The organism is Peptostreptococcus sp. MV1, assembly GCF_000758885.1.
Taxonomy (GTDB): Bacteria; Bacillota; Clostridia; order Peptostreptococcales; family Peptostreptococcaceae; genus Peptostreptococcus.
Genome location: NZ_JRNB01000041.1, coordinates 1 through 18595 on the forward strand (window position 1 = coordinate 1; position 18595 = coordinate 18595).

Below are 18595 nucleotides of genomic sequence, written 5' to 3' on the forward strand. Positions count from 1 at the left end.
TTGATGGTAACAAAAATGCTTTCAAAGTCGTAAGACTAAGAGGGTTGATGTTACTATCAGCGCTATTATTTTTCTTGTGTATAAATTATTTTAGAACATTGATTAAAGTAATTGAAATAATTTTCAATATAATATATAATATAGCTGAATTTGATTACAGTGTATGATTTTATTTTCTGTTACTTGGGAGGTGACTTATGAAAAAACGTATAAAATTTTTATTGGCGGCCATTTTGATTGTGATTGTAGGTCTTTTAGTTTTTTTTAGCATTGAGTCCAAAAGTAAGATAAGCCAAGATGATGAAATTAAGATTAAGCAAACCACTGAAAACTTTATAAAGACTGATTTCTCCAGCCTGAGGGGTAGTAATGACTTTTCTACAGTTGGAAATGACAAATTCAAGCAATATCTGAAGGCTAGAAATGATATTAAGAAAGTCTATGCAGAACTTGTAAAATCGGATTCTCAAAGTAAAAAGATAGACTACAAGTTTAAATACCTAGAGATTGCAAGGGCAGGTAAATATGTCAAAGTCGATGTAGATGTAAGTGAGATTGGATTAGAGCCAATAGTTGTTTCGGATGGTAAAAAGAGCAAAACTACTCACAGTGGTACTAGCAACCATTCTATCCTCTATCTTGCCAAAATAGGAAATGAATTTAAGGTTATGTCTGCAAGGAGAGATACTGAGGCTGACCTCATTGACGATGAGTTTAATGCAAATAAAGAGCTTGGTTTTGAAGATGGCTTTGAAGACAATGATGACTTAACCAGCAAAAATTTAAAAAAATTGATGGACAGAATGGAAGAACGCAAGAAGAAAATAGTTGAGTATTATAAAAAAAATAAATAAAGATTAAACAAGGTCCAGCACTCAACCAAAATTCCAAGAGTGCAGATATAAATATTCAAGTAACAATAAGCATAAATCAAAAAAGGAACCCAACAATTAGCGTTAAAATGCCAGTGAAAAAGTCTCAGTAGTTTAATAAAGCAAAATAAGGTCCAGCACTCAACCAAAATCCCAAGAGTGCAGATATAAATATTCAAGTAACAATAAGCATAAATCAAAAAAGGCGTAACACTCATTTTCCTAGTAGAGAGAGTGTACGCCTTTTGATTTATGCAATTATCAACTCGAAATTTATACTAAATGTAGTACATGGAGCCCTCAGCAAGCATTCTTTCGCTCAAGTTTATGACCTTGGAGCTCGAGTTTTTGATCTTTACTATCTTACCAGGTATTCCCACAACTGTAGCTCCATTAGGAACGTCATGTAGGACTACACTGTTGGCACCGACCTTGACCTCATTTCCAAGTGTCACAGGACCGAGCACCTTGGCTCCTGAGCCTATTATCACGTCATTACCTACTGTAGGGTGCCTCTTGCCTGTGTGGTTTCCTGTACCACCTAGAGTGACTCCCTGGTAGATTGTGACCCTATTACCGACCTCGGCAGTTTCCCCTATTACTACACCCATACCATGGTCAATCATGATACTATGACCTATAGTAGCCCCTGGGTGGATTTCTATACCAGTTAGAAACCTAAAGAGCTGTGATACCAGTCTGGCTAGGAATGTAAGCCCTATATTGCTCAGGGCATGGGATATACTGTGGCCTATTAGGGCATGGACAGAAGGATATATGATAAATACCTTCAGCCTATTCAAAAATTTTATGTTACCTCTGCTAGAAGCAGGGTCATTAGCTATAATATAATCAATGTTCTTTATAAATTTCATCTACATCACCATCTCAATCTCAAACATAATAACTCGGTGACGCCCGATTAAAATATACCCACCGACATGTACTTGTCAGCACCGTCTGGAGCAACTGTTACAACCTTCTTGCCTGGGAACTCTCTTGCCAATCTCTTGGCTGCAGCTATGTTGGCACCTGCTGATATACCTAGTAGTAGGCCTTCATCATTGGCTACCTGTCTAACCATATCATAGGCTTCATCATTAGAAACCAAGATAACTTCGTCAACCACATCAGCAAAGTAGTTCTTTGGTACGAAGTTTGCACCAATTCCCTGAATCTTGTGTGGTCCAGCCTGGCCCTGTGTAATCATTGGAGAGTCTGTTGGTTCGATTCCGTATACCTTGACGTTTGGGTTCTGGTCCTTTAGGTAAGAGCCTATGCCAGATACAGTACCACCAGTACCTATACCAGCTACAAATATGTCTACATCCTTTAGTTCAGCATATATCTCTGGACCAGTTGTCTTGTAGTGGTAGTCAGGGTTGTCCTTGTTGTCGAACTGGCCTAGGGACTTGTAGTCGCCAGTAGCTAGTAGTTCGTTCATCTTGTCAATAGTTCCCTGCATACCCTTATCAGCCTCTGTTAGGATTAATTCAGCCCCGTATGCCTTGATTAGACTTCTTCTCTCGACGCTCATTGACTCAGGCATGATGATAGTGACCTGGTAGCCCCTGCTCTTACCAATCATGGCAGTAGCAATACCTGTGTTACCACTAGTAGCCTCTACTATCCTGTCACCAGCCTTTAATAGGCCTTTTTCCTCTGCACCAAGTATCATACCTAGGACTGCACGGTCCTTGATAGAACCGCCTGGGTTCTTGTTTTCCAACTTTACAAATACATTTTCATCTATCTTTTCCAAATTTACAAGTGGTGTATTTCCTATTAATTCTATTACGTTCTTTTTCATTTTAATTTCTCCTTATCTTATCTGTTGTTTCCAGCGATTATTGCTAGTTTTTGTCTTATAATTCTATTTGGTTTAAGACACTATAATCCTTCTGTGGGAGAGAGTAGCCCTCCCTATTATCTTATGAAATAACTGGCCTATTTATTTACCAGTTATTTGGGTTAGCAATTACAACTACAGCAACAACAGCAAGAGATGCCTCCAAACGCAGTGAATATGAAATTTTTTGTCTGTCTACTTTTCATTTGAACATCTCCTTTACCTTATTTGGCAATCAATAAATAGAAATTTAATTGATAGAACCTTTTTATTCTAATATTTTTAATAAACCATATATTACCCAGTTGAAATATCGTTAAAAGTCATTTGAAAATTTAATTCCGATTAATTTACTAGGGATTAATAAATATTGTATACCAATAGGAAGCGTTTGTCTAGATAAATAGCAAAAAAAGTCAATTGATAAAATATTCGAAAAATTTTATCTGTCACTAGAAATAAATATGAGTATGAGGTATAATTGTTTTTAAATTATGAATATAGAAGAGGTGTTATTTATGGAGCTCAAGTCCCTAAAGAAAAAGTTCAAGGACAAGAAGTTAAGTAGCTTTGTTTGACGGGATAATTGGCAAGAATTAAGTGATTTTGAGAGGTCCTTGATAACATAGAACAAGCTATAAAAGATAATTAAGGGGGATTTTTTATGTCTATAGAAAAGGTAAGAGAGTATTTTGATCAGTTTGGAATGAAGGAAAGGGTACTAGAGTTTGACCAGTCAAGTGAGACTGTTGAGCTAGCTGCCCAGGCTGTTGGTTGTGAACCCAAACAGATAGCAAAGACGATGTCTTTTTTAGTTGGTGAGGACCCAATTTTAATATGCCTAGCAGGTGATGCCAAGATAGCAAATGCCAAGTACAAGAAACAGTTTGGAACAAAGGCCAAGATGATTTCCTTTGATGATGTGGAAGAGTTGATAGGCCACCAGGTTGGTGGAGTTTGTCCATTTGCAATCAAGGACAATGTAATGGTATATTTGGATGAGTCTCTGAAGAGGTTTGAAACAGTATTTCCGGCAGCAGGTAGTGGTAATTCTGCAATAGAGCTAACTATACCGGAGCTGGAGAAGTATTCTAACTTTGCAGGATGGATAGATATATCCAAGGACTGGGAGTAATATAAAACCGAAAATGGCTGCATATATAGCCAAGGATTGGGACGAGGATATATAAAATATATTGCTTGTCAGTAATGTATTAAAAATAAACATAAGTATAAATTAAAGGGTGTCAACATATTCTAATAAAAGATGTTGGCACCCTTTTTGTATGATTTATTCGAGCTTAAATCTATAAATCTAGCTAGAAAAATAGGGCAGAAGGGGCAGGGTTTCCGTTATAATTGTCTTTCGTATGCTGGTATAATTTCTATAAGGATATCCATTCCCTTCAATGTTTATATTTATTTAAGCATTTACTGGTGGTGTATAGACCCTAGTAGCCAATTCATCATCAATCATAAATAGGTTAGTCTCATTGCTGCCAGCTCTCTTAATCTTCTTAACCAAATTAGTAAAGTTTTCCTCTTCCTCGACCTGTTCATCGACAAACCATCTCAAGAAGCTCATAGTAGCATGCTCCTTTTCTTCAAGGGCTATGTTGGCTATTTCGTATATTCTCCTAGTGACTTCCTGTTCGTGCTTTAGGCCTTCTTCAAAGATGTCTAGTAGACCATTGTAGACCTCTCTTGGCCTGTCTATAGCCTCTAGGACAACCCTACCACCCTTTTGGAATATATAGTCGTACATTTTTCTAGCGTGGTCTAGCTCTTCCTGGGCCTGAATCTTAAAGAAGTTTGCTGCTCCTGAAAAATCCAAGTCTTCAGCATAGGCAGACATAGCTAGGTATGTGTAGGCTGAATAAAATTCAAAGTTAATTTGTTCGTTGATTGCTTTTTCTAAATTCTTACTTAACATTAGAACACCTCTTTCTTGCTTAAAAGCATACTCTTACATATATTGTATACCAAAATTGTCAAGATGGTAAGTAATATTTTATATATTTCAAATATGAACCACCTACAAATATAGGAGATAGACTCTTTGAAAAAGCTTATAAAATTAAGCTATAAAAAAATGTTTTAAAGTGGTGGAAATTAATACTAGTATACTATAAGGTTTAATAATAGCTAGGCATGAAAAATGGTTAAGATTTTAATATATAATTTGTTTTAGAACTGCGTTTCCATAATGGATGGGCAGTTCTTCTTTTTGACCCAGCATTATTGCCATTATCCTCTAGATTCTGTATAATATGACTAGTGTAATTGTTGAAAGATAGAAGTTTTAAAGGAGAAAATATGTTACTACTCGCAGACAAATGGAAGGAATATGAATTAATAGATTTAGGTGGCGGAGAAAAGCTAGAGCGTTGGGGAGATTATGTCTTGAGAAGACCAGACCCTCAGGTAATCTGGCCAATCGATAGGGAGTGGGCTCTTTGGAAGAATCCACATGGCCACTACCACAGGAGTAATAGGGGTGGTGGTAGCTGGGAGGTAAAGAAAAAATACCCAGACCAGTGGACTATCAACTATGGACCTCTAAAGTTTAAGATCAAACCGACAGGCTTCAAGCATACGGGCCTATTCCCAGAGCAGGCAGCAAATTGGGATTGGATGATAGACAAGATCAGGGGCGCCAAGAGACCTATAAAGGTATTGAATCTTTTTGCCTATACAGGTGGGGCATCTGTGGCCTGCGCCTATGCTGGTGCAGAGGTATGTCACGTGGATGCTGCCAAGGGCATGGTCAATTGGGCCAAGGAAAATATAGAATTATCTGGCCTAAAGGATAGGACAGTTAGGTTTATAGTAGATGATGTGGTTAAGTTTGTAGAGAGAGAAATCAGACGTGGTCACAAGTATGATGCTATAATAATGGACCCACCTTCTTATGGAAGAGGACCTAAGGGAGAAGTTTGGAAGATAGAGGACAAACTATTTGAATTTGTCAGCCTATGTATGCAGGTCCTATCAGACAAGCCACTATTTTTCTTGATTAACTCCTACACGACTGGATTTTCACCTATAGTTCTAGAAAATGTCCTAGAAACAACTATAGGAAAGAAGGCAAGAGGCGGAAAGATATACGCCGGTGAAGTGGGTATACCCGCATCTAGAAATGGTATGGTCCTACCGTGTGGTATCTTTGGTAGATGGGAAAGATAGGAAGCGATAAGATGGATTTGAAAGTGATATATGAGGACAACCATCTCTTGGTAGTTGAAAAGCCTGTAAATATTCTTTCTCAGGCTGATAATACCAAGGACCTAGATATGGTGTCTATGTGTAAGGCCTATGTAAAGGAAAAATACAATAAGCCAGGTAATGTTTATATAGGTCTAGTCCATAGGCTAGATAGGCCAGTTGGAGGGGTTATGGTCTTTGCCAAGACTTCAAAGGCAGCATCTAGGCTGTCAGACCAGGTCAGGACTAGGACTATGAAAAAAACCTACAAGGCTGTCGTAGTTGGAAGATGTGAACAAGCTGGTGATTATGTTGATTATTTGTACAAGAATACCAAGACTAACATGGTCAAAGTTGTGGACAAGTCAAACAAGGACGGCAAGAGGGCCAGTTTGTCCTATAGATTGCTGGGGGGAGCCTACTCTAAGAATGACAAGATGGAATATTCCCTAGTGGAGATAGACCTACATACTGGAAGACCTCACCAGATAAGGGTTCAGTTTTCATCGAGAAAGCACCCTCTTTATGGAGATCAGAGATATTCTAAGCTTTCCAAGGTGGGTCAGCAAATTGGACTTTGGGCGGCAAGGCTAGAACTTGTACACCCTACTAACAAGGAAGTCATGGTATTTGAGGCAGAACTACCAGATAGCTATCCTTGGAACTTGTTTTAGGGGGGATTACTTATGAAAAAGAGTGGACCTATGCTGGATAATTATGGGGGCTTTTATATAGATAGGCCAGTGGGTAATAATGCCTTTTCTTATGATGATAGGACCAATAAGAAAATAAATGTTCCAAGCTTGATAGATGCTAGGATTGACCAGGTGGAGCTAGGAGGTCCAGCTACATTTATAGAGGTCGATGATGGGAAGGAGGTGGAGTGCTTCGGGATGAAGAATATGTACCACCTAGTAGATGAGAATATTTTGTCTAGAGGCAAAGAAATCTACCTATTCGACAACCACAACCACGCCTTTTACTTTTGGTGTCAGGCCCTGCTTAAAGGAAGTATGAAAAGGGGACAGGTTCTCTTGCATGTGGACCAACATAAGGATACTAGGATTCCCCCGAACTATGATGTAGATATTGATGACATCGATGATGTCAAAAGATATACGAATGAGGTATTAAACGTAGGCTCATTCATCAAGCCAGCCATTCACCATGGTATATTTTCAGACCTTATGATAGTGGATTCTTCATATTCTATGGAGATGTCCTATCCTGATGACTATGTCTTGGATATAGACCTGGATTTTTTTTCGAAGGATATGGATTACATAGACTACGACCTAAAAATTTACAGGCTTAGAGAATATATTGAGGGGGCTAGTTTAATAACAATAGCAAGCAGTCCATATTTTATTGAGCAGGACAGGGCCCTACAAGCCTTAAGAGACTTGTTTGAATTATAAGTTGGTCTATTTAACTTAGATAGGCATTATCAAAGTCTAGAAAAAAGTAAGGAATTATGTTATTATAGAGGGTATAATTATAAAAATACAAATCGGAGGTAAGTATGTTATTTCAAGAATGGAAAAAGATTAGTGAAAATCAGGTAAATGAGGAAGCAGAAGTAAAGTTCTGGGAAGAGTTTTTAAGGGCTGAAACTCATATATACAATGATATATTAAATAACAAGACAGAAATTGTAGCAGGTAAGGTATCAGACCTTGCAAAGAAGTACAACACTAGTCCAGAATACTTCATGGGATTTTTAGATGGTATAAATGAGAGTATAGAGATGGCTCAGGAGCTTGAAAAGATAGAGCTAGATACTCAGATCAGCATCAAGATTGACTGGGAAAAACTATACTACAATATGGTAAATGTAGAAGCTCACTGGCTATATGGCCTAAAGGGGTGGGCAGAGATCCTACCAGAAGAGGTTAGAAAGCAGATCAAGAGGGATCACAACAAGTCAAAGATGGTCATAAAGGAAGAAAAGATTGGTAGAAATGATCCATGTCCATGCGGAAGTGGAAAGAAGTACAAAAAATGCTGTGGAAGGTAGTCTACATAGAACTTTGATAAAAAATTTACAAAAAATGTAAAAAAATCACAAAATAAATTGACAAAAGCATTTTCATGATGTAAAATAAATGGTTATACCTTGACCAAACCTTTTATATGTGATATAATAAATCATGGACTGAAAGGATAGGTGATACTTTTGGCAACAACAGCTACGTTAGATAATATCAGGCATACTCTTGAGAAGTATGTAGGCAGGAAAATATTGCTAAAGGCAAACAAGGGCAGGAAGCAGATAATTACAAAGCAGGGAATACTAGAAACATTGTATCCTAGTGTGTTTGTAATCAAAGTAGGTCATGGAGATGAAGGCTTTGAGAGGGTAGCATACAGCTATTCTGATTTATTGACTGAGACAGTCAAGATAAAAGTTTTTAAAAGTAAAGTAAGTTAGAAGATAAGGGATTGGGTAAATTTACGCAGTCCCTTTTTATGTAAAATTTATATATACAAGTGTGATTTTCTAGCTGGGGATGGCTTTGAGGGGATTGAAATTTCTAAAGTATATCCTAAAAAGTAATATTTTATGCAAGATTTATGTGATATAATAAGTAAAGTGTAAATAATGCATATTGAATACAAGAGTAAGAGAAGATATAGGTAGTAGTCTTAAGGCCTATTAGGAGTGGTGATATGGAAAGTATTAGACTAAAGGCTATGGGTAAGATTAACCTATCCATAGATATAAAGGGTATATTAGATGATGGATATCACGATGTAGAGATGGTCATGCAGTCTGTGAATTTAGCTGACAAACTATTAATTAGGAAGTCAGAAGAAGGCTTTTCTATGAAGTGTTCCAATGCAGACGTACCCGTCGGCAAAAAGAATATAATATACAAGACTTGGATGATAATGAAGAATAAATATAAGATAGACGGTGGAATAGAAGTTTTTCTGGAAAAAAATATTCCTATTGCTGCTGGTATGGCAGGAGGAAGCGCTAATTCAGCAGCTATTTTCGTTGGTATAAACAAGCTATTTGAATTGGGTTTGGACGATGAAAACTTGATAGACCTATCCAAAGAACTAGGTTCAGATATAGCTTTTTGTATCAAGGGAGGTACCTATTTAGCTACTGGAAGAGGTACTGACCTAGTAAAGTTGGATGATTTAGATTTTGATATAGAAGTACTGGTATGTAGACCAAATGTATTTGTATCTACCAAGAAGGTCTATAAAAAATTTGATACTATGTATGAGAAAAACAATAATATCGAAAGGCCCAACAATCAAAATCTAATCAGAGCTATTAAGGACAAGAATATGGATGACTTGGTGGCTAGTATGTGTAATGTGCTAGAACCAGTTACAAGACAGGGCTGCTCAGATATAGCTAGGATAGAAAAAATAATGTTGCAAGAGGGAGCAGACAAGGCCATGATGAGTGGTAGTGGGCCAACTGTATTTGCCTTTTTTAGCGATAAGAAAAAGGCGAAAAAGTGTGCGAATATACTAAGGAAACAATATTTACAGACCCACTTGACATCTATATCAAACAAGGGGGTAGATATATATGGGAATAAGTAAACTAAATTTGGATAATTACAAGCCTCTAAGAGAGGTTGTTTTTGAAAATATGAGAAAAGCCATTATAGAGGGAGTCTTAAAGCCTGGAGAGAGGTTGATGGAGATTCAATTGGCTGACCAGCTAGGCGTGAGTAGGACTCCTGTTAGAGAAGCTATAAGAATGTTAGAGTTAGAAGGTTTAGTCATCATGCTACCTAGAAAGGGCGCCTATGTAGCTAATATAAGTAAAAAGGATTTACTAGATATTCTAGAGGTAAGGGTAGGCCTAGAAGGGCTTGCTGCCTATTGCGCTGCAGAGAGGATGACTGAAGACGATATAAAGAAGCTGGAAATAATATCAAAAGATATAGAAGATGCTGTCTACAAGAATGATGTAGATACCATGTTGGTCAAGGACGAAGAGTTTCATACCTTAATCTTTGAGGCGACTGGCAACAAGAGGCTTATGAATATGATGATTAATATATGGGAGACTGTGTATAGGTTTAGGCTTATGTATATGTCTGACTATAGCTCTGCTGTTAATATAGTGGACGAGCATAAAAAGATAATAGAAGCTTTTAAGAAAGGAAGGGCTAATCTTGCAGAGAAGCTGGCCAAGGAACATATTGAGCTAGCCCAGCAATTTATGATAGAAAAGCTGATGCAAGACGACAGGGTGTAGCTTATGGATAATAGGGCGATAGGGGTGTTTGACTCTGGACTAGGGGGTCTGACAGTCCTTAAAGAAATAAATAAATATCTGCCAAATGAGGATACTATATACTTTGGTGATACAGCTAGGGTGCCATATGGATCTAGGTCTAAGGAAACTATCATTAAGTATACATTTCAGGCTATAAATTTTTTGGCGACTCAAAATGTTAAGGCTATTGTAATTGCATGCAATACAGCATCTGCAAGGGCCTTGCTAGAAGCTAGAGACAAGTATGATATACCAATTATGGGCGTTATAGAAGCAGGAGCCAAGACGGCGGTATATTCAACTAGGAACAAGGTAGTAGGGGTAATAGGTACAGCTGCTACAGTCAGCTCCAAGGCCTACAACAAGGCCATAAAATCTAAGGACAGTGGTATAAGGGTAATAGGCAAGGCATGTCCTATGTTTGTCCCATTGGTTGAAGAGGGTTGGGCCAACAAGGAAATATCTACTATGGCGGCCCATATGTACTTGGACTCCCTAGTGGAAAAGGGGATAGACTCTCTAGTATTGGGATGTACCCACTATCCTATCCTAAAGAGGACTATTGGAGAAGTAGTAGGCAAGGATGTCAAGCTCATAAATCCAGCAAAAGAGACTGCCCTGGATTTAAAGGATGTCCTAGAGAAGAGAGATATGATGAATGACTCCGAACAGAAGGGTTCATGTAAGTATTTTGTATCAGATATAAATGAGCAATTTTCAAAGGTAGCATCTGAATTTTTGAAGAGGAAGATAAAGAATGAAAACATCGAAAAGGTAGAGATACATAGGTATTAGAGGCTGGAATGAGGTGAAGATGTGAAGGTAAAACTCAAGATAAAAACATCCCAGTATTTAGACGGAAGTGATTTTCAGACAATAGAGAGCTATTATAAGGGTGAACAGATAGAAAAAAATGGAAATATATACATAACTTTTTCAGAATTTGATATGTCAAAGGACAAGTCAAGTACCATAAAAATTTCTGATAAGGAAGTTCTCCTACTCAAATCTGGAGAGATTACAAGTAAGATGAAGTTCAGAGAGGACAAGGACTTTCAGTCCAAGTACAGGACTCCATATGGTGTGTTTGATATGAATCTCCATACATACAAGATATCAAAGAGAATATCAGACCAAGAGCTCAAGTTAAATCTTGATTACAAGATATCTATAAAGGGGCTGATGAATGCCAACAATAGGTTGGAGATGAAGGTAGTTCCGGGGGTGTAGTATGGTGTACGATAGAATGAAAAAGACGGTACTAGACCACCAGCTAATCCAAGAAGGTGATGGTATAGTAGTGGGCCTATCAGGTGGTCCTGACTCAGTCTGCCTCTTGCACACCCTGTACAGATTGTCAAAGGAAATAAGGATCAAGATATATGCGGTCCACCTAAATCACATGATTAGGGGCTTGGATGCATTTTTGGATTCCTTGTATGTAATGAAGCTATGTCAGAGCCTATATATACCCTGCTTTGTCAGGGCCATTGACGTACCAAAGTATTGCCAGGATAATAAGCTAGGCCTAGAAGATGGGGCAAGAAGGCTGAGGTACCAGATATTTTCAGAAGTTAGAGATAGGATGGGAGCCAACAAGATAGCCATTGGCCACAACAAGAATGACCAGGCCGAAACAATCCTAATGAGGATAATGAGAGGTACTGGCTTACAAGGTTTGAGAGGAATAGAATACAAGAGAAGGGATGGCGTTATTAGGCCTATACTGGACCTTGATAGGGAGTCGATAGAGGCCTATTGCTTGGAACACAAGCTTCTTCCAAGGATAGATGCGACCAATCTAGAGGCCATATATTCAAGGAACAAGATAAGGTTGAAAATTTTGCCTTATATGAAGTCAGAATTTAATGACAATATTATAGATAGTATCGTTAGGATGGGGGATAGCCTGAGGTCAGACAGCGACTATATAAATTCACAGGTAGATAAGATTGCAGAGTATGCAGTCAAGACCTACAGTGATGGCTCCTATATCTTTGTTGACTATATAAAGGACAGCCATCCAGCAATCAAGAACAGACTGATAATAGGGGCAATTAGGAGCTTGCTTGGAAATGTTACATCTATAGAGAAAAAGCATATAGATGAGGTACTAGAGTTGATGCCTAGTGACAAACGATACAAGAAATTGGATTTACCAAAAGGCCTACATGCCTATAGATTTGCCGACTATATACTAATTAGTCAGAAGGAAATCAAGATAGAGGATGTAGAATACGACTACAAAATTAATCTAGGAACTGACCAATACATAGAGGAAATTAACAAGACCTTGAGTACAAGGTTGATTAATCAAAATGATTTTGATAGGAATAGTTTTAAAAATGGAAAGCAATACCTTGATTTTGACAAAATAAAGGGCCATATTAGATTGAGAAATCGTCGCCAAGGTGATAAAATAAGGTTATTGGGGGGAACAAAGAAGATCAAGGACCTCTTTATAGGGCTAAAGGTGCCTAGGGAGGAAAGATCTTTTGTGCCACTAGTAGTAAATAATGATACAATTGTGTCCATATATGGGTATAGGATAAATGTGGACTATAAGGTAGATGAAAACACCAAGAGGATATTGGAGATATCGATAGACTAGTTGGGTGTAATTATGAAGGAGGTAAGATTTGAAGAGAGCGTTAAGAGGGGCAGGCTTGTACCTAATCCTGCTGTTGGTTATAGTCTTTGGTGTTCGATATGGTACGAATCAGTCGGCCGATGTCAAGAACATGGAATTTTCCAAGGTCTATAAGGAGTTGAAGGCAGGTAATATAAAGAGCCTGCATATAATTGATGAAACAGGAATAGAAGGAACTATAAAAAATTCAAATATAAAGTTTAAGTCCTATATACCAAAAGAGGTTAGGAGCGAGCAACTATCCAAGGACCTATTAAATGGTGTCCAAAAGAACAAGTTGGTTCTTGGTGCAGAGTCAAAGCCAAAGACACCTTGGATAGTTGAAATGATACCAACACTACTATTATTGGTATTTATGGTTGTAGCCTTCTTCGTACTGATGAACCAGAGTCAGGGCGGTGGAGGAGGAAGAATGATGAATTTCTCCAAGTCCAAGGCCAAGCTTCATAAGGGAGACGACAAGTTAAAGGTAGTCTTTGATGATGTAGCAGGTCTAAACGAAGAAAAAGATGAGCTACAAGAGGTGGTAGACTTCTTGAAAAATCCTAAGAAGTATATGGACCTAGGTGCCAGAATACCTAAGGGTATCCTTATGGTAGGGCCTCCAGGTACAGGTAAGACCTACCTATCAAAGGCAGTTGCTGGAGAGGCAGGAGTACCGTTTTTCAGTATCAGTGGTTCTGACTTCGTAGAGATGTTTGTCGGTGTCGGTGCATCAAGAGTTAGAGACCTATTTGAGCAGGCTAAAAAAGAATCTCCAGCCATAGTATTTATAGATGAAATAGATGCTGTTGGTAGAAAGAGAGGGGCAGGCCTAGGTGGAGGTCATGACGAAAGAGAACAGACCCTAAACCAGCTACTAGTAGAGATGGATGGATTTGGTGTAAATCAGGGTATAATCATTATGGCGGCTACAAATAGGCCGGACATACTAGACCCAGCCCTACTAAGACCAGGTAGGTTTGACAGGCAGGTAGTAGTAGGTAGGCCAGATGTCAAGGGCAGAGAGGAAATCTTCAGGGTTCACTCTAAAAAGAAGCCTCTAGCAGATGATGTAGACCTATCAGTACTAGCCAAGTCAACAGCTGGATTTACACCTGCAGATATAGAAAATATAATGAATGAGGCAGCAATTTTGACTGCTAGAAATAAAAAGGACAAGATATCTATGGAAATCATAGAAGAGGCTATCACTAAGACGGTTGTCGGTGTAGCCAAGAAGTCTAGGATAATCAGTGAAAAGGAAAGAATATTGACAGCCTACCATGAAGGTGGTCATGCAGTATGTGCCCATATATTAGACCTAATGGACCCAGTCCACCAGGTGACAATCATACCAAGGGGTATGGCAGGTGGTTTCACTATGCAGCTACCTACAGAAGATAAGTACTATGCCACAAAGGGTGAAATGCTACAGGAATTGATAGTGTTATTGGCTGGTAGAGTATCAGAAGAAATCAACCTAGATGATATATCTACAGGTGCCTCAAACGACCTAGAAAGGGTCACTAGCCTAGCTAGGAGTATGGTAACCAAGTATGGTATGAGTAGCAAGTTGGGTCCACTGACATTTGACTCAAATGATGAAGTCTTCCTAGGAAATAGCATAGGACATTCTAGACAATACTCTGAGGAGGTTGCCTCTGAGATAGATACAGAGGTCAGAAAGATAGTGGCAGATGCCTATGAAAAGACTAGAGAAATCCTAAAGGCAAACCAGGATAGACTAGATTATATAGCCAAGGCCCTACTAGAGTATGAGACTCTAAATGACAAGCAGTTTGAAGAAGCCTTTGAAATGAGACTCGCACTTGAGGTAGAGGAAGATGTTGACAAAGATTCAGCTACTGATGGCTCTGAAACTGCTACTAGTATAGACAATACTGAAGAAAATTAATAAATAACTTTAAAGAGGCAGTCTATTATATGGCAGGCCTCTTTTTTATGCGATGTAAAATTTGTTTGAATTTTTTGATAAATCATTTATTCTTTTCTCGGACATGATATAATAAAAGTGTAGGATAACTATGAATTAATTTTAAACGGAGGTTTGATATTATGAGTAATAAGGCGAGAGTGAGTGAATTTTTAGGCAAGGCAGGCGTATTTTATTTGAGTACAGTAGACGGTGACAAGCCAAAGTGTAGGCCACTTGGATTCAAGATGCTAGTGGATGATGAAATATATTTTTGCGTAGGAGATTTCAAGGCAGTATACAAGCAGATGCAGGCTAATCCATACGTGGAGGTATGTGCTACAGTAGAAACAGACTTTATCCGTTACTTTGGTAAGGCAGTATTTGTAGAGTCAGCAGACCTAGAAGCAAAGGCATTTGAAGTGCTTCCAATGTTGAAGCAGCTGTACAATGAAAAGACTGGATTCAAGATGATGATATTCAAATTGGATGAAGCAGTAGCTGAATTTAGGTCAATGATGAAGGTTGAAGAAAGAATAGAGTTTTAGTATTTTCGATTTTATATGATCAGTTGAAACATATGGGGAAATGTAAATAGGTTCTTGCTAGTAACTTGGATTAGAATTAGTAATTTCATATGCTTATTCGCTGAAAATTCGAATTCACGATGATATCGTGATCGATATTTTTGGGCGCTCATTTCGCATTGAAATTACATAATTCTCTCCAAATTTTACTGCGCAAGACCTATTGTACATTCAAGCTAGCCTCTTAGACTATATATAAGAATCAAGTCCTCTAATAGAAATCTCCCCAGTAAAGACCTCTTCCAAGAAACCCAATTCATTTCTAACTATCAAATTCCCATATTCATCGATATTCTCAGCAAAGACCTTCTCCTTTTGCCCATCCCTAATCACGTAGATTTCCTTGCCAAGGACTGCTGACTTGTCTTTCAAAATGTCCAAAATTCTCCTGTAGTCCTTGTTCTTAAAGTCTTCATAGAAGTCTTCAAAGTCTAGAAAAAAGCCCCTTATTAGGTCTAGTTCACTGACCTCGTAGTCTTCGTTGGCTAGGGATGTGGCTACATTGGCGATTGATTGGTCAAAGGTCTTTGGGCCTACATTTACACCAATCCCAACTACGATATAGGAAATACTCTCTATCTCTGCCCTCATCTCTGTCAGTATGCCGGCTATTTTTTTGCCATTCAATACTAGGTCATTGGGCCATTTTATCTGGCAGGGGATGCCTAACTTTTCTAGGCTAGTGGTTAGGGCTGCTCCTGCTACCTGTGTAAGGAAGGCTGCCCTGGTGATAGGTATTGATGGCTTGAGAATTGTTGAGAAGTAGATTCCCTGGTCTTGGTCAGATACCCATACCTTGCCGGACCTACCCTTGCCTTGGGTTTGTTCCTTGGCTACAACCACACTGCCTTCTGGAACCTTGTTGGCTATAGTGTTGGCGTATATGTTGGTAGAGTCTATGGAGTCGAAGTAGTAGACCTCCTGTCCCATGTAGGAGGTCTTTAGCTTGTGTTTTATCTCATAGGAATTCATCCCTCTTTTTTCCTGCTCGTGCAGCCTGTATCCGTGGCCGGACTTTGATTCTATATCAAAGCCTTCGCTCTTTAGGGCCTTGATGTGCTTCCATATGGATGCCCTTGATAGGCCCAATATATCTGATATATATTCGCCTGATATGTACTTGTCTGAGTTGTCTATTAGTATATTTATTACTTTTTCCCTTGTTTTAGTCATCGTGTCACCATCCTAATGAAAATTTGGTATTATATATATTATACTATCATATATGCCACTTGATGTGGGTCTTTTATAGGAATAAAATTATTAAATTAAGTAATTCTTGGCTCTGGTATAATAATTATACTCTAGACAGGATAAGGGCAAAAAAATTTCTGTACCTCGGGGTGTATTAATGATATAATAGAAACGTTACAAAAGGGCAATTTCAGTATTGTAGACCAACATTTGTGAAAATGTTGATAATATTTTTTTGATAAATAAGAATAAAGGAATGGTACATATATATGTTATTGGTATTTGATGTAGGAAATACAAATATGGTATTGGGCGTATACGATGGAGACAGCCTAATCAGGGATTGGAGAATAAATACAGACTTGAATAAGACTTCAGATGAATATGGTGTCTTGATCAAGAATTTGTTTGATGCTAGTGATATATCTTTGAGCGTGATAGATGCTATTATCATATCATCAGTAGTGCCAGCGGTAATGCACTCTTTGGAAAACTTCTGTAGGAAGTATTGTAATATTAGTCCATTGGTTGTTGGGCCTGGTATAAAGACTGGTCTGAATATTAAGTATGAAGACCCCAAGATGGTTGGGGCTGATAGGATTGTAAATGCTGTGGCAGCCATATCAAAGTACAACTGTCCAGTTATAATTATTGACTTTGGTACGGCGACTACATATTGTGCTATATCAAAGAGGGGTGAATACCTAGGGGGGGCAATTTCTCCAGGTATGAAGATTTCTAGCGAGGCCCTATTCCAGAATGCTTCCAAGCTACCAAGGGTAGAGCTAGTGACTCCGGATACTGTGATTTGTAAGGATACTGTATCAGCTATGCAGTCTGGTATCATATATGGCTATGCAGGCCAGGTTGAGAAGATAGTAGGTCTGATGAAGAAGGAATTGAAGGACGAGACGACTCTAGTAATTGCTACTGGTGGTCTGGCTAATATGATATCTCAAGAAACAGATGCCATAGATGTGATAGATCCAAACCTTACTCTTGAAGGACTAAGGATCATATACGAAAAGAATATATAAACCTCTTTTATTTAGATAGGAGAAGTAGGTTAGTGAAGTTTAGAGATTTTGAAGTTGAAAATGAAGTTTTTTTGGCACCAATGGCAGGAGTAACAGACCTGCCATTTAGGTTAATATGCAAAGAATTGGGATGTGGTCTCCTATATACAGAGATGATAAATGCCAAGGCCCTTTGCTATGATGACAAAAATACAAAGAAGATGTTAAATATATTAGATGAGGAACATCCGGTTGCCGTCCAGATTTTTGGTAGTGATCCTGAATTTATGGGAAGGGCTGCTCAGATTTTAAATGACTATCCAAACGAAATTTTGGATATAAACATGGGGTGTCCGGCACCCAAGGTAGTTAAGAATGGTGATGGTTCAGCCTTGATGAGAAATCCCAAGCTGGCAGAGGAAGTCTTGACTCAGGTAGTCAAAAATTCAAACAAGCCGGTGACCCTAAAGATACGTAAGGGTTGGGATGAGTCTTCGATAAACGCCCTTGAGATAGCCAAGATAGCAGAGGCCTGTGGAATCAGCGCCCTTACAATTCATGGTAGGACTAGGGAACAGTATTATTCAGGCCAGGCGGATTGGGATATTATCAGGGATGTCAAGTCTCAAATATCCATACCAGTTATAGGTAATGGCGATGTGACTAGTGTAGAAGATGCTATTAGAATCAAAGACCATACAGGATGTGATGCTATTATGATAGGTAGGGGAGCCCAGGGAAATCCTTGGATCTTCAAGAGAATAGATCACTATATGAAGACAGGCCAGCTCTTGGACCAGCCTAGCAAGGATGAAAAGATAGACATAGCGATTAAACATATGGGCTTGGCCATTGAGGAGCATGGAGAGTTTGTGGCTGTTAGAGAAATGCGTAAACATATAGGTTGGTACCTAAAGGGGATGAAACATTCTGCCAGATTTAGGGACCAGATTAATCATATGGAGACTGCCAAGGAGGTAATTGATACCTTGGAGAAGTATAGACAATATTAAAAATATAGATATACAATATCAGAAAAAATATAGGGGGTATTAG

The 18595-nt window shown here is 38.5% G+C and carries 20 protein-coding genes; 16 read left to right on the plus strand and 4 right to left on the minus strand.

Annotated elements, in window-relative coordinates; genetic code table 11:
* Positions 1–197: 197 nt before the first annotated feature.
* Entirely contained in the window at positions 198–854 is a 657-nt protein-coding gene (locus HMPREF1639_RS02740) for a hypothetical protein (RefSeq protein ID WP_036763027.1), read from the plus strand.
* A 296-nt stretch (positions 855–1150) separates the two neighbouring features.
* On the opposite strand, the gene cysE is transcribed toward HMPREF1639_RS02740, so the two are convergent.
* Together cysE and cysK are read right to left on the minus strand one after the other, a co-directional pair.
* Entirely contained in the window at positions 1151–1747 is a 597-nt protein-coding gene (cysE, locus tag HMPREF1639_RS02745; protein ID WP_036763028.1) for a serine O-acetyltransferase, read from the minus strand.
* 47 nt (positions 1748–1794) lie between these two features.
* The gene (gene cysK, locus HMPREF1639_RS02750; RefSeq protein ID WP_036763029.1) at positions 1795–2682 is read right to left on the minus strand and encodes a cysteine synthase A; all 888 of its coding nucleotides are present in this window, start codon (positions 2680–2682) and stop codon (positions 1795–1797) included.
* A gap of 703 nt (positions 2683–3385) precedes the next feature.
* Here cysK and HMPREF1639_RS02755 point away from each other — a divergent pair.
* Complete coding sequence (locus HMPREF1639_RS02755) at positions 3386–3856, plus strand: YbaK/EbsC family protein (RefSeq protein ID WP_036763030.1); 471 nt, start codon at positions 3386–3388, stop codon at positions 3854–3856.
* A 288-nt stretch (positions 3857–4144) separates the two neighbouring features.
* Here HMPREF1639_RS02755 and HMPREF1639_RS02760 read toward each other — a convergent pair whose 3' ends face one another.
* A complete protein-coding gene (locus HMPREF1639_RS02760) occupies positions 4145–4654 on the minus strand; it encodes a ferritin (RefSeq protein ID WP_036763031.1) in 510 nt (169 codons plus the stop codon).
* A 383-nt stretch (positions 4655–5037) separates the two neighbouring features.
* Between HMPREF1639_RS02760 and HMPREF1639_RS02765 the strand changes: the two genes are divergently transcribed.
* From HMPREF1639_RS02765 to HMPREF1639_RS02820, 12 genes are all read left to right on the plus strand, one after another.
* A complete protein-coding gene (locus tag HMPREF1639_RS02765) occupies positions 5038–5907 on the plus strand; it encodes a class I SAM-dependent methyltransferase (protein WP_036763032.1) in 870 nt (289 codons plus the stop codon).
* An 11-nt stretch (positions 5908–5918) separates the two neighbouring features.
* Complete coding sequence (locus tag HMPREF1639_RS02770) at positions 5919–6599, plus strand: RluA family pseudouridine synthase (RefSeq protein ID WP_156955935.1); 681 nt, start codon at positions 5919–5921, stop codon at positions 6597–6599.
* 12 nt (positions 6600–6611) lie between these two features.
* The gene (locus HMPREF1639_RS02775; RefSeq protein WP_242847263.1) at positions 6612–7343 is read left to right on the plus strand and encodes a UPF0489 family protein; all 732 of its coding nucleotides are present in this window, start codon (positions 6612–6614) and stop codon (positions 7341–7343) included.
* Positions 7344–7447: 104 nt separating this feature from the next.
* Positions 7448–7942 carry an SEC-C metal-binding domain-containing protein gene (locus HMPREF1639_RS02780; protein WP_036763036.1) on the plus strand — a complete coding sequence of 165 codons (495 nt, stop codon included), beginning with the start codon at positions 7448–7450 and terminating at the stop codon, positions 7940–7942.
* A gap of 159 nt (positions 7943–8101) precedes the next feature.
* Positions 8102–8356, plus strand: a complete 255-nt coding sequence (locus HMPREF1639_RS02785; RefSeq protein WP_036763037.1) for a Veg family protein — start codon at positions 8102–8104, stop codon at positions 8354–8356.
* Between the two features lie 239 nt (positions 8357–8595).
* A complete protein-coding gene (gene ispE / locus HMPREF1639_RS02790) occupies positions 8596–9492 on the plus strand; it encodes a 4-(cytidine 5'-diphospho)-2-C-methyl-D-erythritol kinase (protein WP_036763038.1) in 897 nt (298 codons plus the stop codon).
* Positions 9479–10156 (plus strand): GntR family transcriptional regulator, encoded by a 678-nt coding sequence (locus HMPREF1639_RS02795; protein WP_036763066.1) that lies wholly within the window; start codon positions 9479–9481, stop codon positions 10154–10156. Before ispE ends, HMPREF1639_RS02795 begins: the two co-directional genes overlap by 14 nt.
* A 3-nt stretch (positions 10157–10159) precedes the next feature.
* Positions 10160–10972 (plus strand): glutamate racemase, encoded by an 813-nt coding sequence (murI, locus tag HMPREF1639_RS02800; RefSeq protein ID WP_036763039.1) that lies wholly within the window; start codon positions 10160–10162, stop codon positions 10970–10972.
* Positions 10973–10993: 21 nt separating this feature from the next.
* A complete protein-coding gene (locus HMPREF1639_RS02805; RefSeq protein WP_036763041.1) occupies positions 10994–11407 on the plus strand; it encodes a DUF1934 domain-containing protein in 414 nt (137 codons plus the stop codon).
* Between the two features lies 1 nt (position 11408).
* Complete coding sequence (tilS, locus tag HMPREF1639_RS02810) at positions 11409–12788, plus strand: tRNA lysidine(34) synthetase TilS (protein ID WP_036763043.1); 1380 nt, start codon at positions 11409–11411, stop codon at positions 12786–12788.
* Between the two features lie 28 nt (positions 12789–12816).
* The gene (gene ftsH, locus HMPREF1639_RS02815) at positions 12817–14724 is read left to right on the plus strand and encodes an ATP-dependent zinc metalloprotease FtsH (RefSeq protein ID WP_084572454.1); all 1908 of its coding nucleotides are present in this window, start codon (positions 12817–12819) and stop codon (positions 14722–14724) included.
* Between the two features lie 161 nt (positions 14725–14885).
* On the plus strand, positions 14886–15290 hold the full coding sequence (locus HMPREF1639_RS02820) for a pyridoxamine 5'-phosphate oxidase family protein (protein WP_036763044.1): 405 nt from the start codon (positions 14886–14888) through the stop codon (positions 15288–15290).
* 228 nt (positions 15291–15518) lie between these two features.
* On the opposite strand, the gene HMPREF1639_RS02825 is transcribed toward HMPREF1639_RS02820, so the two are convergent.
* Complete coding sequence (locus HMPREF1639_RS02825; protein WP_036763046.1) at positions 15519–16502, minus strand: biotin--[acetyl-CoA-carboxylase] ligase; 984 nt, start codon at positions 16500–16502, stop codon at positions 15519–15521.
* A 290-nt stretch (positions 16503–16792) separates the two neighbouring features.
* Between HMPREF1639_RS02825 and HMPREF1639_RS02830 the strand changes: the two genes are divergently transcribed.
* Both HMPREF1639_RS02830 and dusB read left to right on the plus strand, forming a co-directional pair.
* Complete coding sequence (locus HMPREF1639_RS02830) at positions 16793–17560, plus strand: type III pantothenate kinase (RefSeq protein WP_036763047.1); 768 nt, start codon at positions 16793–16795, stop codon at positions 17558–17560.
* 32 nt (positions 17561–17592) lie between these two features.
* Positions 17593–18552, plus strand: coding sequence for a tRNA dihydrouridine synthase DusB (gene dusB / locus HMPREF1639_RS02835; protein WP_036763049.1), 960 nt, complete (start codon positions 17593–17595; stop codon positions 18550–18552).
* Positions 18553–18595: the final 43 nt, after the last annotated feature.